The organism is Massilia sp. 01N410, assembly GCF_056399665.1.
Map to the genome: position 1 here is coordinate 242,272 of NZ_JBFTRV010000001.1, position 15,039 is coordinate 257,310.

Annotated in this window: 14 protein-coding genes; 6 read left to right on the forward strand and 8 right to left on the reverse strand. The window is 52.4% G+C overall.

Annotated elements, in window-relative coordinates:
• Positions 1–82: 82 nt before the first annotated feature.
• From AC1DOP_RS01115 to AC1DOP_RS01130, 4 genes are all read left to right on the forward strand, one after another.
• Positions 83–1,090, forward strand: coding sequence for a nucleotidyltransferase domain-containing protein (locus AC1DOP_RS01115; RefSeq protein ID WP_477249233.1), 1,008 nt, complete (start codon positions 83–85; stop codon positions 1,088–1,090).
• Positions 1,090–2,799: a ThiF family adenylyltransferase gene (locus AC1DOP_RS01120; protein WP_477249235.1), complete on the forward strand. Its 1,710-nt coding sequence runs from the start codon at positions 1,090–1,092 to the stop codon at positions 2,797–2,799. Before AC1DOP_RS01115 ends, AC1DOP_RS01120 begins: the two co-directional genes overlap by 1 nt.
• Positions 2,796–3,314, forward strand: a complete 519-nt coding sequence (locus AC1DOP_RS01125) for a Mov34/MPN/PAD-1 family protein (protein WP_477249237.1) — start codon at positions 2,796–2,798, stop codon at positions 3,312–3,314. Before AC1DOP_RS01120 ends, AC1DOP_RS01125 begins: the two co-directional genes overlap by 4 nt.
• Positions 3,315–3,387: 73 nt before the next feature.
• The gene (locus AC1DOP_RS01130) at positions 3,388–4,392 is read left to right on the forward strand and encodes an SAVED domain-containing protein (protein ID WP_477249239.1); all 1,005 of its coding nucleotides are present in this window, start codon (positions 3,388–3,390) and stop codon (positions 4,390–4,392) included.
• Positions 4,393–4,680: 288 nt separating this feature from the next.
• On the opposite strand, the gene AC1DOP_RS01135 is transcribed toward AC1DOP_RS01130, so the two are convergent.
• From AC1DOP_RS01135 to AC1DOP_RS01155, 5 genes are all read right to left on the reverse strand, one after another.
• A complete protein-coding gene (locus tag AC1DOP_RS01135; protein ID WP_477249241.1) occupies positions 4,681–5,658 on the reverse strand; it encodes an NADP-dependent oxidoreductase in 978 nt (325 codons plus the stop codon).
• Positions 5,659–7,972: 2,314 nt separating this feature from the next.
• Positions 7,973–8,266: an H-NS histone family protein gene (locus AC1DOP_RS01140; protein ID WP_442123052.1), complete on the reverse strand. Its 294-nt coding sequence runs from the start codon at positions 8,264–8,266 to the stop codon at positions 7,973–7,975.
• A gap of 134 nt (positions 8,267–8,400) precedes the next feature.
• Positions 8,401–8,871 carry a hypothetical protein gene (locus tag AC1DOP_RS01145; protein WP_477249243.1) on the reverse strand — a complete coding sequence of 157 codons (471 nt, stop codon included), beginning with the start codon at positions 8,869–8,871 and terminating at the stop codon, positions 8,401–8,403.
• Between the two features lie 53 nt (positions 8,872–8,924).
• Positions 8,925–10,058: a GGDEF domain-containing protein gene (locus tag AC1DOP_RS01150; RefSeq protein ID WP_477249245.1), complete on the reverse strand. Its 1,134-nt coding sequence runs from the start codon at positions 10,056–10,058 to the stop codon at positions 8,925–8,927.
• Between the two features lie 136 nt (positions 10,059–10,194).
• Positions 10,195–10,413, reverse strand: a complete 219-nt coding sequence (locus AC1DOP_RS01155) for a hypothetical protein (RefSeq protein WP_477249247.1) — start codon at positions 10,411–10,413, stop codon at positions 10,195–10,197.
• Between the two features lie 243 nt (positions 10,414–10,656).
• On the opposite strand from AC1DOP_RS01155, the gene AC1DOP_RS01160 reads away from it, so the two are divergent.
• Both AC1DOP_RS01160 and AC1DOP_RS01165 read left to right on the forward strand, forming a co-directional pair.
• Positions 10,657–12,156 carry a sensor domain-containing diguanylate cyclase gene (locus AC1DOP_RS01160; protein ID WP_477249249.1) on the forward strand — a complete coding sequence of 500 codons (1,500 nt, stop codon included), beginning with the start codon at positions 10,657–10,659 and terminating at the stop codon, positions 12,154–12,156.
• A 265-nt stretch (positions 12,157–12,421) separates the two neighbouring features.
• Positions 12,422–12,931 (forward strand): hypothetical protein, encoded by a 510-nt coding sequence (locus tag AC1DOP_RS01165; RefSeq protein ID WP_477249251.1) that lies wholly within the window; start codon positions 12,422–12,424, stop codon positions 12,929–12,931.
• A 101-nt stretch (positions 12,932–13,032) separates the two neighbouring features.
• Here AC1DOP_RS01165 and AC1DOP_RS01170 read toward each other — a convergent pair whose 3' ends face one another.
• The 3 genes from AC1DOP_RS01170 to AC1DOP_RS01180 form a co-directional block, all read right to left on the reverse strand.
• Positions 13,033–13,449 (reverse strand): hemerythrin domain-containing protein, encoded by a 417-nt coding sequence (locus AC1DOP_RS01170; protein ID WP_477249253.1) that lies wholly within the window; start codon positions 13,447–13,449, stop codon positions 13,033–13,035.
• Positions 13,450–13,497: 48 nt separating this feature from the next.
• Entirely contained in the window at positions 13,498–14,532 is a 1,035-nt protein-coding gene (locus tag AC1DOP_RS01175; RefSeq protein WP_477249255.1) for an SLAC1 family transporter, read from the reverse strand.
• Between the two features lie 194 nt (positions 14,533–14,726).
• Positions 14,727–15,002 (reverse strand): TehB family protein, encoded by a 276-nt coding sequence (locus tag AC1DOP_RS01180; RefSeq protein WP_442123044.1) that lies wholly within the window; start codon positions 15,000–15,002, stop codon positions 14,727–14,729.
• Positions 15,003–15,039 lie beyond the last annotated feature (37 nt).

A 15,039-nucleotide genomic window follows, 5' to 3' on the forward strand; every position in this document is an offset into this window, starting at 1 on the left:
ATAAGCGCGAAAATTTTCCAGCCTATGCCAGGTGAGTAACTATGCTCACGGCGAGTTTCACTCTTAAAAAAGGATGTCTACAATGCCCGCAGTCCAGAAGCACTTTGAAGATTTTCACTCCAGAATCAGACTTGAAGAAGATGACGAGAAGGCAACGCTGCGCGAGAAGCGCGATACCCTTCTTGCAGCCTTGGACAAAAATCTGGCTGATGACGTGCCGAAATTTGACTCTTTCCACCAAGGTAGCTACTCAATGCACACTGGGGTAGTACCTGTCGATGGCAATTTCGACATTGATGTCGGGCTGATTTTTGACTGCACGAAAGATGAGTATCCTGACCCGGTTAGCCTCAAGAAGAAAATCCGGGATGCGCTGGACACGCACGGTCGTACCGTGAATATTCGCCGTCCATGTGTCACTGTAAACTACATGCGCGGCGACGAAATTGCGTACCACGTCGACCTGGCAGTGTACGCTAAGCGTAGCGACGGCCTGCTTGACATCGCGAAGGGTAAAGAGAACTCGGATGAAAGTAAGCGCGTTTGGGAGCCGTCTGACCCGAAAGAGCTCACCAAGCTGATTTGCGGCGCGTTCACCGACACATACGACCTAGCGCAGTACCGCCGATGCATTCGTTACCTGAAGCGCTGGCGTCAGGTTCAGTTTTCGTCAGGCGCACCGTTGAGCATTGCTTTGACGGTTGCTGCGCAGAAATGGTTCAGGCCGTATTTTGAGATGTCCGGTAAAGCCGGCGACCTGCAGGCAATGCTGGACTGGGTCAATGCGATTTTGAACCAGTTTCAATGGACGAGCTTGAATGGAACCACCTATCAGCGTCTTGTAGTGACGCTCCCGGTTACCCCATACTGCGACCTGATGGAGTGGATGACTGAAGGTCAGATGAGCACTGTGAAATTCAAGTTCGAGGCCCTCTGTGATGCGCTGCAGGAGGCACTTGACGAAGATTTGCCAGAAGACGCGTGCAAGATACTCAACAAGCAATTCGGCGACGACTTCGTCATTCCTGAAAAGGCGGCCACTGCTGTTAAGGTAGCTTCTCCTGTCATCAGTACTGGCAACTCCGCTTGATGCAACCAAGTCAAGCAACTAAAGACGTGCTGAACGCCTGCCTTGAGGCAGTACGTCAAGCTAGTGTCGACCGTAACCTCCAGATTGAAGTTTTGGAAGTTACGCCTGAGAACTATCTTCGCGTAGTTGTTGTGGGTGCTTCTCAGCAGTGGGACCTTACGGTTGAATGCCTGAATGAGTCGTTGACGCGTTTGCCTCGGGTGAGATTAAAGCCTAGTGGCAGGCTGCTCCCTCATGTGAGCTACTACGGTGCGGTGTGTGTCAGCGATAATCAAGGGCTTTCGCTTGACCCGGACAGAAAGGCAGACATCGTCGCTTACACGTTTCTTGCGGCTTTTGATTTGCTGGAAAAGTGGGGCTCAGATAAAGTAGGAAGCGCTGCCGAATTCTTCAACGAGCTGGAAGGGTACTGGGGTTGCCTCCCTGGTTCGATAAGTTCGTCTGGCGCCTTTGACGTCGACGGTAGAGACCGATTGATTACGTCTTATCTCAAGCTTAAAGAGAAAAGACGCCAATGGTTCTTTACTGAGCGAGACGTTGCGCCGCCGAAGGACTTCGACGTGAAAGGGGCTGCAGCACAAAGCGCGCTCTATATTCACGTTGATGAGTTGGTTGGCCTCCCTGTGCATCCTGAAGTGCTTAGCGCGGCGTTTGTTGCGTCGGTACGGGACCGCATGTCTGCTAGCCAGCTTGCGCTATGGGCTCGACTGGTACGGCCGTCGTCTAACAAGAACCACCCGAAACGTGCCGTACTTCTGGTTTCAATTGCACGAGCGGCAGGCGGAGTATCCTTGGTCGGTGTTGAGTTTGGAACACGAAATGGCGACGTCGACCTCAAGGCCCCAGTCACGGCTATGACCATGCGCCGCCTTACGGCTGCTTACATGCGCGAGCGCGGTGGTGCCTCCGCCGAGATGTTTGCAAAGCATGTTGTCATTATTGGGTGCGGGGCGATTGGCGCTGTGATTGCCGATACGCTTGCGGCGACTGGCCTAGGCAAGCTCACGCTTGTTGATTACGACTACTACTCAGAAGACAACGTCTTTCGGCACATCCTTGACCCGACGTGGATAGAATTCCCAAAGGTGTTTGGCCTTCAGTATCAGCTTGAGAGGCACTACCCGGGTCTTACAGTGGCGCGACAAGCAACTAACGGTGAGAGTTGGCTTCGCGCCTCCGACCTTTCTGATGTCGATGCCGTCGTTTGTGCACTTGGACTTCCCACTTTGGAAAAAGCGTTCGCTCGAGAGCTTCGAAAGAAAAATAAGCTTGTGCCGCTTCTCTTTACATGGCTGGAGCCTCTCGACTTAGGTGGTCACTCGGTTCTGACGTGGACTCAAGGGGAGGGGTGTCTCGACTGCCTTTATCGCGATGATGAAGGAGCTCCTAGCCTTCAGTCCCGCATAGCGTTTCTTGCTCCCGACCAGCCAGTCTCGAAGACGATTACTGGTTGCGGAAGCGTATTTGTCCCATACGGGGCACTGCAGTCACGGCGAACTGCATTGATGGCTTCGGAACATATCTTGTCTGCGCTGTCGGGCGAAGCAGGGCCTTCGTACCGTTATTGGGCTGGGGAAGGGAAGGCGGCTGCAGCCCAGAAATTGCAGACCACACCTTGGTGGAGGGAGGCACGAACTGCGATGCCAAGTGCCCTTTACTCGAAACGAGCATTCGGTAGGCCTTGTAAGACGTGTAGGGATGCTAAATGAAGTTGGTCTTTCGCGTATCAGACAGTCAGCGCCTTATTTTCGTGACGGAGGCTGTCGAGCAAATGCTTGCGTTCCGCCAGCGTTCATGGTGGCAGGCAGAAGCAGGAGGTGTGCTCTTAGGGCGCCACCTTCTAGATTCAGACGACCTTGTAGTCGACGAGGTTACGACGCCTCAGAACTCGGACCGTCGCCGGCGCTTCAGTTTTTTTCGTTCTAAAAAGCATGGGAAAATTGCACAAAGCCGATGGTCTGAAGAGGCAAGTACGCTAGCTTACTTAGGTTTATGGCATACACATCCAGAAGCAGACCCGACGCCGAGCGGAGTGGACCGAAGGGACTGGGAGCAAGCGCTGTCGAAGGATACGTTTCACGGCAACCAGCTGTTTTTTCCGATAGTAGGAATAGAGCGAATCCGTGTGTGGTCGATGAGCTGTAACGGAACATTTTTCGAATTGAAAGAGGAAGTAAAGCATGGCAAGGACACAAGCACGAGCAACCATCCCTACCGCGACTAGACACGCTCTGTGGATAGCCGCAGCAGGGCGATGCCAGTTCCGGGGATGTAACAAGCCTGTCTCACGCGATTTTTTGACGCAGAGGGCTGCTAAGGTAGGCGAGTTAGCCCATATCATCGCCGACAGCCCCGACGGTGCACGTGGTGTAGCAGGACTGTCAGAGAAGCTTGCAGACGACGCTAACAATCTAATGCTGGCCTGCTTCGATTGTCATGCTCGAGTGGACCGAAACGGAAAGAACAACGAGTACACAGCGGAACAACTTCGTGCTATGAAACGGGAGCACGAAGCTCGTATCGAACTGATATATAGCTCTACAGGGATGACAGACAGCTTGCCGATATTGATGTCGTTTCCCATCGGAACTCATGTCCCTGTGGTCGACGTTCGCCAGGTCAACTACGCGATGCTCGAAAATAGTCGATTTACGCGCGCACCTAGAACGCCACACATCCATATTGACCAAGCATCTTTTGACACCATAGATAGTGCCGATGAATTTTGGCCGCGCGCGCAAGCGGCTCTTGAGAAGATATTTGAACAGCGTATCCGTCCGGTTTTGACTGATAGGCACGGACCGACGCACTTGACGATTGCTGCATTTGCCCCTATTCCGATGCTCATGAAGCTGGGCGCGCTGCTAGGTGACAAGATAGAAGCTGCAGTGCTCGATTTGCCTGTTGAACGTTGGCTATGGGATGTTCGGCCCGAGTGTCCAGCTCCTAGCTACAAGTTTGACGTGCCGCAGAACCTTCCTCGCGAGGTCACGGTTATGGTGAATGTCTCGGGTCTAGCTAGCCAGCCAAACGTTCAGATGCCAGTGGTGGAGTTTCGAGCCGAGGCTCCGAACAGAGGAATCATCCGGACAGAAGCGCATGTTCTTGAGTTTCGCCGGCAATTCAATACGTTTTTGAATGCTCTCAATGCTTCTGGAGTGCGAATACTGCACATCTTGCCTGCAACCCCGCTGAGTGCAAGTGTCGAGATTGGCCGCATGCTACTGCCAAAAATTTTCGAAGAGGTACACGTATGGGAGTGGCAGGCCCCTACGTGGAAGAAAGCGGTCCGACTCAAGTAGGTCTCCCTGCAGTGCTGTTTTTGTGAATATATTGAGAGCATCGTTATGGAAAGCGAACGATTTTCGTTTTTCTAAGCACGTCCCAGTCGGGCAAGCTTGTCGGCGGCGTTGGCCGTGAGGAGCTGAGGCAGTGCTTCGGTCCAGTAGACGTTCGTTCTCGACGATGCATTCAAATGTTCGAGAGTGAATCTTTCCTAATGAGGCAACAACAGCCGACAGATTTTAAAGCCGGTTAGACTTGAATAGCTGGTCGATAGGAGTTTGTTTTCCCTATCAAAGTAGCTATCTTCAAGTTTTGTCAGTACTGTCCGCGGTGGCCACCTCCAGAACAATCTTCCCAGGGATACGGTCGGCTCGCCCCTCCATCATGTCATGGGCAAGGCGCGCGTCTGCTAGTTTTAGTACTGGACCTACCCAAGGAAACAGGCTTCCTTCGTCAAACTGGCGATTTAGGCGCGTCAGAGCTTCTGTGTTCACATCGACTAACATGAACCGGGCAGAAACCCCACGCGCTTGGGCTACCGCTTGGTCCGGTTCGGAAACAGCTGAGATAAATTTACCGTCCGGTTTGAGAAAATTAAACAGCTGCACCTGCGTTGGCCCGCCCACCAGGTCGATGACCGCGTCGACGACTATCACGGACTGCAACGTCCGGCCGATGACTGTGTCGGCTCCAAGCGCCGTTACAGCCGCGGCATCAGCATCTGAGCTGGTTGCGACGACTTTGAGCCCGGCCGCATGGGCCAGCTGTACGGCATAGCGACCTACATTGCCGGCGGCGCCATGAATCAACACAGTATCTCCACCCTGGAGGTCTGCCGCGTCAAAAAGCATTTGAGCAGCGGTCACTGCAACTACCGGGACCGACGCAGCTTCCACGTATGAGAGCGAGACAGGTTTATGAGCAATCATTCCGGCCGAGCAAGCTGCATACTCAGCGTAGCCGCCCGTGAACCGCTTGTTTGTGACGCCATATACGGCTTCGCCTACCTCCCACTGCGCTGCCTTGCTTCCGACCGCTACTACTACGCCAGCAATGTCAGAGCCGAGTGTCAAAGGTAGCGGTTGCGGCAGCACGCTGTTCCCGCTGCGAATCCAGCCGTCCCAAGGGCCAACCCCTGCCGCCATCACCTTAACAAGAACCTCATCATCCTGAATTTCAGGCAATGCGACGTGCTCCAGGCTCATGGCCTCGGTATCGCCGAAGGCATGCACACGGACTGCGGTCATGGTGGAGGGAGTGTTCGCAGCGGTCGAATTGTTCATTTGCAGTCCAATCTCAAGTGAGCCTGGCGGGGCGCCAGTCAATGAAACCTATCTTACGACTTCGAATTGCGACCCTGAGTTACCAATCTGAGGATTAATCGGGGGGCCAAGTATAGTTGCTTATGAAGAGTGCCACTCGAAAGAGGGCGTTCCAGGTTCGTGCAGTTGTTAAGGATGGCAAAACGATGCTGAGGAAGCTAATCAAGTGGACCAAACCACCACGTTTCTCGGGGAACCGGCCGCCTTGGCTCGGCGATACCGAAGCGTAATGCTACAACTGGTTGGGTATGCACCTACAGAGCCAAGGACACACGTTCAGGTTGGTGGCACTGCAGCTCCTCGAGCCAGGGGTAGATACGAACATAGGTGTAGCACTTGAACGTTTGTATCGGCCCGCCCTATGACACCCTCGAAATTTCTTCGAAAACATATAAATCCGTTGCTTACACTGGTTTTCGGCCAACCATGGAGCACAAAAATGCGAACTTTAGTAGACCTTCCAGTCGTGACCTGCCAACTTGAGTTTATGGATGGACTCGCAGACGTGGCATCATTCCGAGCTGGAGCGGCGAATGCTAGGTGGACAAACACCGAAATCACAGTTGCGGTTGCCAAGGCGTTTGGCGAGAGCAATGCCTTTGACAACGTTGGAAGGAGACTTCAGCAATACTGCACCGCCGGGCTGGCGCCAGAGCTTAGGAGCAGTCATCCGCTATAGGGCAGGCGGGCGCCAGGTGTATGAGCTTGGCGACGCTTAGTCACTCCATGGCCGTTCTGAACGGCGTCAAACTGCAAGGAAATCCGCGTGTTTTCTTGTCTACTTGCGGGCATCACCTTGAGGTTGCGAAGCTGACCGTAGCCTGAAGCGCTTGGCACATAAATTGTGCAACAGCCTGTTGCACAATTGTGCAGCCAAGTTTCAAGGCGTTTTGCGGCTACTGCACTGAGGCAATGCGCCGCGGTCTCGATTCAATAGTGCCATGGTCGCGAACGCCGGGTCTCTCGTTAGTTGTAAATTTGGCTACTTCGATATATTGTTGCAGGGTGTTTTCCCTGATAACAATACAACGCTGTTCGTCTCCCCAACATGAGCGCAAGCTTTCTTATGCGAAGAGTCCAAAACTTCCTTTTGTTTGGCATCGGCCTGTTCTTGCTCCTGCCTGCCTTGGCCTACGGACACGGACCACGAGGCGGTGGGGCTGTTTCCGTCCGCGGGTACGTGAAAAGCGATGGGACGTATGTCCAGCCACATATGCGCTCCGCTCCTGACGGAAACTTCTCCAACAACTGGAGCACTGTCGGAAACGTTAATCCATACACAGGCGCTCCAGGTACGAAGACGCAGCCGTCAAGTGGGTCTGGTTACGTCCCAGCTGATGGCAATACGAGCTCTTCGACTGCAGGGTATACCGGCTCCGTAGAAGGCAACAACGCGGCACGAAGCGACGTTGTCGATGGCTCATCGACCGAAAGAGAGTCGAGCCACGAGCGCAACATAAAGGTGCCACTTCACGCGAAGCTTAACTATCTGCGGAACGGCTGGGTGTGCGAACGAGGCTATCGACAGGCTGGACAGGAGTGCGTCGCTGTACAAATCCCAGACAATGCAAAGCTGAACTACCTCGGCAATGGCTGGGACTGCCAGCGCGGATACCGCCAGGCAGGGCAGGGATGCGTGGCTGTTCAGATTCCAGAGAATGCGAAGCTGAACTACCTGGGCAATGGCTGGGACTGCCAGCGGGGATACCGCCAGGCCGGGCAAAGATGCATTGCAGTGGCCATACCAGAGAACGCAAAGCTCAACTACCTTGGTACTGGATGGGACTGCCAACGCGGATACCGGCAAGCTGGGCAGGAATGCATAGCCGTGCAAATTCCGGAGAACGCCAAACTGAACTACCTCGGAAATGGATGGGAATGCCAGCGAGGATATCGACAAGCCGGGCAAGCATGCGCAGCGGTGCAGATTCCTGAGAATGGCAAGCTAAACTACCTCGGTAATGGATGGGAGTGCCAGCGAGAATACCGTCAAGCTGGGCAGGAGTGTTTATCTGTCCAAGTCCCCGAGAATGCTAAGTTGAACTACCTGGGCAACGGGTGGGACTGCCAACGAGGATACCGGCAAACAGGGCAAGAGTGTATTGCTGCGCATTGAACAACCAAGGCGAATGGGCTTCTTAGTCTTGTACCAAGGGCTTATTGACTAGTGAGCGGTCGACGTCGACTGGTCGGCTTCACGTTTCGGAATATCGACTCACTCGAATTTATTAGGATACCGAGTGGAAACGAGGGGCCGGCTGACCCCTCATAGTGTTTACTTGATTAAGAACTCTTCTTTGTTACGCCCGTTCAGCCACTTCGGCGCCCGTCCACGCCCGGTCCAAGTGCCGCCCGAATCCGGGTCGCGATACTTCGCCTCGACCGACTTCGTCTTCTTTGAGCCACCGGTCTTCTTTTTTTCGTTCAACAGGTCGTTGATATCAATATTGTTATCTTGGATTAGCTTACGAATCTGCTTGCGAGCTTCAGTGATTTCATCCTGGCGTGCTTTCTCCGCGAGGGCTTTCAGTTCCTCGATTTGTGCTTGAAGTTCTTGATAGGTCGGCATGGTAGTTTGTGTGGGTAGAAAACCCAAATCTAACATAGTTCCTGGCAGGCACGGTTCGTTTCATGTTGTGCGTGATTAAAGTGGCGGACAAAAGTGCCCACTTGTAGTGCGCTTTTAAGCGCAACCTTTTCAGCTCAACGCGAACCTGATGACGCGATTTGCTGGGCCAACACATCATTTCGTCGCTCTTCTAATGACGCGAGCTCGCTTTCCGCACGAAGGTAGAGTTCACCCTTCGGGCCGCCTGCAGAGATTGGGGAGGCCAGAATGAGCTCCTGTTTCCTTGCCTTGATTTCCTTGTCGATTGAGCGAAGTAGGGAAGCTAGCTCCTGCTTACGGGACTGCTTGTCTTGCTCCGCTTTGAGAGTGACGGCAACGGCCGTAGCGCTGTCTTTTGCTTTCTCCAAAGACAGCTGGGCTGCCGCTAGTTGTCCTTGGGTATCTGCCAGTTTGAGTTTTGATTCTCGAAGTGCAGTTTCGAGTATGTCGACCTTCTGCGCATGTAAGTTGCCGGCGATTGCCGAAACGATGCTGCCGGAAAACAGTACGCCAGCGCCGAAGGCCAGCAAGTTGTTCTTGTATTTTTCAGGAATCGTGAAGTCCATTGTTCCCTTAAGGGCGTCAAAAATTGAAAAGCTATCGCGGACTAAGGGCCGTGTTAACCAGCTGCAAGGGATGGTTCCAGGTCGTCTGCCATGTGGTCTGATGAGCTGGTAGGGGTGGCCAAGCTTCCGTTCTCGGAGAAGGTACAACCCACTGAGGTAACGAACTGATTCTTGCCTTGGCGCTTCGCTTTATACATCAGCTGGTCAGCGGTTTTGTACATGAAGCTCGCCTTGGGTTTTGAACCTGGTTCGAAGTAGCTTACGCCGATACTCGCTCCAAGCGGACTTTCAAAAAGCTTACCGACCTCTGCTGTTCGTTCGAGAAACTTCGTCAGTGCCGCCTCAAGTTGCGCACGGTCTTCGAGGTTTTCGACTACGACTGCAAATTCGTCCCCGCCAAAGCGAGCGGCGGTACCAAAAGGGCTTAGCTCTGTGCCTAACCAGTACCCTACGTGCTTCAGTACGGCGTCGCCGCCATCGTGTCCTTGCTCATCATTCACCTTCTTAAAACCGTCTAGGTCTAAGAGAATGACTGCACTCTCCAACGTCGCCGTTTCCAGATTTTCACAGGCTTTATTCAATAGTTCGTCGAAACCTGTTCGGTTCCACAACGTTGTTAGTGAGTCTGTACGCAGTGCTAAAGCGACGGCATCGGTCAGACGGAAGACGTACACGGGAAGGTAGATGCTTGCAATTACCAGTCCCGCGCGAAGGGCCGAGTACTGTTCCCAATACTGCGAGAACAGAAGCACCGTGCAGGTGAGACCCGAGCTCAGTGTTGAGGCAAATATGGCGTAGCCGCGGCTGTATCGTAAGCCAGTGCCAAACGTGAAAAACAACGGGGCAAGCACAAACGGTGCGCCGACTTCATCGGTAAAGTAGAGCAGAGCGGCTATCAGCACCTGGTCAACGATGACACTCAGCACTTGTCTTGGGCGGCAATATTGGGGGCTTAGGAACGTAGCAGTCAGAATTCCGACAGCAAAGACGGAATGTACTATCAACAAAGCGGATGCTGTGACGTACTCCGAGGTACCTTCAAACTTCGAGTGAAATGAGACGAGGTAGACGAACAAAACTGCAGTCCAGACCAGGCGCGCGAATCCCTGTCCTTTCTCAGTAGAAAGGCCAGGTATCACAAAAAACGGCTCTACTTTTAGTCTTGGTGCTGCTTTAACCGTACGCATGAGTATTCACAATAGTTTCCTGTGGGATATTATCTCATGGCGCTACTCGACGCGTTGACAATCGGATTACTTTAGAGTGGCAACCCTAGAAAATGCCCCGAGCGGTTGCTCGGGGCCAGGGTGAATTACTACGCGGTTATTGCAGAATATTGTTCTCTTCGAACTCCCGTCGATTCTTCTCCCGCCTTCGATGCCGAAGCATAGTTTCGTACTCCCGTTTTTGTAGCTCAGCCTCGTCTGGTCCCGAAGGCAAGCCAGCCGGAGACGAATGGCCTAAGAAGGCCGAGATGACGATGAAAGCGGTTGCTAAGCACGTGAACACGATGACTGCATAGAGGATGAAAGTGTCGCTCATGGAGTTCCTAATCAGTGGCCTGAGCTGTATAGCGATGTTTCACATTCTCGCTGACAGCCACTAAGGGTACTGAGCAGATATAGGAGACAAAGGCCCTAAGAGGGAGTCGCGGTCGGCATGGCGGTCGCCCTAGTGTCAGCTGATGTTAAGCAGCTAAGGCTATGCCCCTAAGACGGCAAGGGTTAAAATCGATATCTTCTAGGCACCGACCACTACCGCAGCCATGCACCACGCTAGTCGTAAATGAGAAGTTCACTAAAATTCAAGGCTGCGGCACTTGTCTTCATTATTACGGCCTCGGTTACGTGCGCGGTAGCGCTAGAAGCTATCCTGGACTTCCAGGATGCCGAAGCGCAGAACTACGCGACCGCGAACGACATCACGCGGGTTGTCGAGCGTCAGACACGTGACACGATTACATATGTAGACCACACGCTCGACGCGGTTTCTACGGTAGTAGAAGCGTCTCCGAGCTTAGAGACAATCCGCCAACCCGCGGCTTGGCGAATACTGCGCTCCTATTGCGCGACGCTCATTGGTTGCCACGTGATAGGTGTGATTGACAATGATGGGCAGCTCATCGCTCAGACAGGTAACTTGAACTTTACTCCCTACGACGTCTCGGACCGGAGATACTTCCAGCATGCGCGCGACAGTAAGCACCGATACATTGATATGGCCGTCGTCTCGCGCCTTCCTGGTAATCCAATTCTGGTAACGGTCGCAAAGCCTGTTTACGATTCCGCGGGAAAGCTACTTGCGGTGGTCGCAGTCGGTTTGGAGACTACACAGCTCACTTCGTTCTACTCACTCTTCGGTTTTTCAGTTGCCCCGACTGTGGCTATCTACAAAGGCGACGGTAGCCTAGTCGCACGCAACCCAGGCATGGCTGAGTACGTTGGCAAGAGCGACGCGCAGAGCAAAATTTTCACAACCTTGCTGCGCCGTGCGCCGGCAGGAATCTATGACTCCTTGTCGCCAATTGATGGGAAGAGACGCTTGGCAGCCTACCGGTCACTTCCGGACTTGGACCTTGTTATCTTCGCAGGTATCGAAAAGAGCTCAGCATTCGCTTCCTGGAAAGTGCGTACGGTTCGGCGGCTTGTCATCGTGGCCAGCATGCTGGTCTTGATTTGGGGCGCGTTGGTTGTCGCTTACCGCGCGGTCGCGGAAAAGTCGATTTTGCGTCGCGCGAACACGCGATTAGACGACCTTGCCTCTAAGGACCCGCTCACCGGCATCGGTAACCGCAGAATTTTCGACAGCATGTTCAAGCACGACTGGAGTGCGCATGCCCGCAGTGGCGCTCCGCTGTCGCTGGTTATGCTCGACGTTGACTGCTTCAAGCTTTACAACGACCACTATGGACATGTCGCTGGCGATACTTGCCTTCAAAAAATCGCTAGGGCAATCGAGGCGAGCTTACAGCGGAAAGGGGACTTGGTAGCTCGTTACGGTGGCGAAGAGTTTGTTGTGTTGCTCGATTGTGGCTACGAAGGCGCGTGCTTGATAGCCGAGCAGATGAGGACACGTGTTGAGCAGCTCCAAATTCCACACGATTTTTCGGAAGCCAGCTCGGTGGTTACCGCAAGCTTTGGTGTTGCTAGTACGGAAAGTATTCATGTTCATAACTCAGATGACCTAATCGGCTTGGCGGACCGCGCGCTTTATGCGGCGAAATCCAGTGGGCGAAACAGAGTTGAGAACGCGGAGACACTTTTTGGATGTAATCCGGTCAGCTAGGCCTAAGCTGACTCCTGCTTAACTTAAAGCTACGATATTTGCTTATATTCAGTCTCGACATAGTTTAGGCGAACCGTCGAGATATTGGAATATGACGAGTTAAGACCTTGAATAAGAGCTGTCTCTTAACGATTTATCGGCTAAGAACTACTAATAAATTTATTGGTCGCGGGTTCGCGCTGCTCTGTGTCTTGACAATTTTCCGACAACTTTTGCGTTGTAACGCGATAGAATTCCTTAATATTGGAGGTTTGGACTATTGCTTATGAAGCCAATAAATAAACATACATCTGCCACACTTGTTGCGCATTTGAGAGCTACCGCCGGTGGCGGTGCCGCTGAAGATTTTACTGCAACTGCAATGCGAAATATTCGCAATCTGCAGAAACAACTCCAAGCAATTGGAGAGCGCTATCAGGACGAGTTGGCACATCCAAAGACTTCTGGTCCCAAAGAACAAGAAATTCTACGCGAGATATTGCACCAGATGGACAGCGTTCAACGTGAAATCGACGCTATTCAGAAGTCGATTATCGAACATGAAGCTGTTGAGCAGCTCAAGAAAAACAAGAGTACTGCATTAAAAATTCCAAATCCGGAGTTGGACTCAGCTTCGAGCGAAAATGTCGAGGCGACTAATGGTAATGGTGGTGTATCCAGCAAAGTCAAGGCCGCCGGCGAAGCGGCTTCTAGTGATTCCCCAGATACTGCGACAAAACCTGCGAAGGTTGACCGTACAAGTTTAGTTGGCTCGGTAATTGATACGACAGCCTAAGCATTGCTAAGGCACATGCTTCGTACCCTATGGCAGTGCTCTCACGCGCTGGGTGTTTAGTGCACCCAGGCGTACTGGCTAACGAGTGGTGAGCCCGGCCCTCACATCTCGTCAACCAGCATGTATAACTCGACGTTTTCCTTATGAATGCGTTTGCTTAGCGCGTTGAATATCGCTTTGCTTTCAATAGTAAACTCTGCCGGCTTAGACTTGATTGCCTGAGTCGTCGCCCACTTTCTGATGTAACCTTCAAAGCTTTGGCCAATAGCGCCCATTTCTTGAATGAATTTATTCGCGGTAGCGTTAACGGCAGAATTCGTACTTGAGAGTAGCTGAGGGTAGAGGGCTTTATCTTCCATCGCCAGGTGGACGCTCACAAGGCCCGCGAGTCTTGACATCAACTTCCTAATGGTCTCAGCTTCGCTATCATTGATTGCGTCGCCAAGTATTCCGTTGATTTCAAGGGCGGTGGAAAGGATTTCGTCATGCTGCTTGCGAAATTTATTTGTGCGGGTCATTGTGTTTTGGTTCAAGGTGACGATTTAAGGATGTGCGGATGTTGCGCTTTAGTTCATGCCATTGGGCTTAGGTATTATGGTCTGCGCGAACAAATACAACACAAACGAACTGACTAAAAACATAAGCGGCAAGCTGATTGTATGTGCCGCTGCGTTACCGAGTAACGCAAGCTTGAGCGTGCAATTTAGTGCAGAAGTAAGCCCGAATGTATAAGCCCAGTGGGCTTTTGATAAAGGCTGCTCACGGAGCCAAGGCAGCAGCCTCAGCGCATGAAGCATCTGGTAAAGGGCGTAACCTACTAGGATGCTCGGAAAGATTGGTCCGATGCTCGGACTGATATTTAGCAAGGACGACGCACAAACGACGGCCGGGGCCGCTTGGATTCCTGCAGTATGACGTCGCGTTGTTGGGAGTCCCGCTCCGTAGAAGATGTTCCGTTTGACGATTGGCTCAAGCGAAAGCCACGAAAGCAAACCGGCACCGAAAAAGAGCCAGGCCCAGTCGTGCAGCCCAAGGACCGCAAGAGCCGAGGCACTTGTGAAATTTCCTGCGACGTCAGGCAAATATAGTGCGGGCGTTACATCGTCGCTATCCCTGTCGGCCACCCATAATGTGAACGTATGACGTATCGAAAAATATAGATGGAAAGCGATGCCTAATACCGTCATGCCCACAGCTGTTGCTCGAGAATAAACAGCTAAGCCAGGTACAAGCACCAGTGTGGAAATTCCAATCAATGCCCCGGTGCTGCCAAATACAGGGTCGTCAAATTCCTCTAATGTGCTTTTGTAATTGCGAAGTAGCTTTGCTAGATACTTGCGAATCAGCCATAGCCACAGCCCGAAACTTAGGGCTAGCTGTAACTCAGCGATTGCAGACGGAATGGACCAGAGCTTAACCGCCGTTCTCAATGACATACCTAAGCCGACCATTCCAAGGATTAAGCTAAACGATGCACCACCTACGTAATTACTGTTGTTGGGAAATCCAGAGGTAGTGTGAGATTGCTGGCGTTTCTCCAAGCCTTGAGTGCGACTTACAGCGCGTAGCCATCGGTAAATCAGTTTATCTGAGGTAGCCATTGCTTAGTGATGTAACAAGTTGCAGGATATGCATTTACGGGCATCCTGCTCGCACATCGGTGAGGTTATCCACTTGCAGTACCTGGACATCACGGGGGCAATCCGTACGAGGTTTTTGCCGATACCAGCTTGTTGAAAGCCCTGCCTACCATTATTAACGGTGGGTGGAGCCAGACGCTTCTTCATACACAATGTCAGCGATAGAAATCTACTCGAAATTTTACCGGGCCAGACAGCTTGACGAAGTGTTTCATCTGAGGCTCGATGACTCCTTGAGTTCCAGGCGTAAGATTGTGTTTCTCCACTGATGGTTCGGTAATGCAGTAGTCCAGCTGGCCCTCAATGACGTTGATTGTCGCCCAAACCCCTGCTGCCGTTGTATGGTCGCGTTGCAGCGCCGCTGGGACAGTATTCTCGTTGAATTCTGGCGTGCTCTTATAAAGTGAAACAGAAGTAGGTAAGGTTTGCATGATTTCTCCAGTAATTCATATTTTCATGGTTAAGAAA

What these genes read in the sequence shown, in the direction of transcription:
- AC1DOP_RS01125 (WP_477249237.1), top strand. Translation starts at nt 2,796, where the DNA reads ATGAAGTTGGTCTTTCGCGTATCAGACAGTCAGCGCCTTATTTTCGTG.
- AC1DOP_RS01170 (WP_477249253.1), bottom strand. Translation starts at nt 13,449, where the DNA reads ATGACCCGCACAAATAAATTTCGCAAGCAGCATGACGAAATCCTTTCC.
- AC1DOP_RS01155 (WP_477249247.1), bottom strand. Translation starts at nt 10,413, where the DNA reads ATGAGCGACACTTTCATCCTCTATGCAGTCATCGTGTTCACGTGCTTA.
- AC1DOP_RS01150 (WP_477249245.1), bottom strand. Translation starts at nt 10,058, where the DNA reads ATGCGTACGGTTAAAGCAGCACCAAGACTAAAAGTAGAGCCGTTTTTT.
- AC1DOP_RS01165 (WP_477249251.1), top strand. Translation starts at nt 12,422, where the DNA reads ATGAAGCCAATAAATAAACATACATCTGCCACACTTGTTGCGCATTTG.
- AC1DOP_RS01140 (WP_442123052.1), bottom strand. Translation starts at nt 8,266, where the DNA reads ATGCCGACCTATCAAGAACTTCAAGCACAAATCGAGGAACTGAAAGCC.
- AC1DOP_RS01120 (WP_477249235.1), top strand. Translation starts at nt 1,090, where the DNA reads ATGCAACCAAGTCAAGCAACTAAAGACGTGCTGAACGCCTGCCTTGAG.
- AC1DOP_RS01175 (WP_477249255.1), bottom strand. Translation starts at nt 14,532, where the DNA reads ATGGCTACCTCAGATAAACTGATTTACCGATGGCTACGCGCTGTAAGT.
- AC1DOP_RS01135 (WP_477249241.1), bottom strand. Translation starts at nt 5,658, where the DNA reads ATGAACAATTCGACCGCTGCGAACACTCCCTCCACCATGACCGCAGTC.
- AC1DOP_RS01145 (WP_477249243.1), bottom strand. Translation starts at nt 8,871, where the DNA reads ATGGACTTCACGATTCCTGAAAAATACAAGAACAACTTGCTGGCCTTC.
- AC1DOP_RS01160 (WP_477249249.1), top strand. Translation starts at nt 10,657, where the DNA reads ATGAGAAGTTCACTAAAATTCAAGGCTGCGGCACTTGTCTTCATTATT.
- AC1DOP_RS01115 (WP_477249233.1), top strand. Translation starts at nt 83, where the DNA reads ATGCCCGCAGTCCAGAAGCACTTTGAAGATTTTCACTCCAGAATCAGA.
- AC1DOP_RS01180 (WP_442123044.1), bottom strand. Translation starts at nt 15,002, where the DNA reads ATGCAAACCTTACCTACTTCTGTTTCACTTTATAAGAGCACGCCAGAA.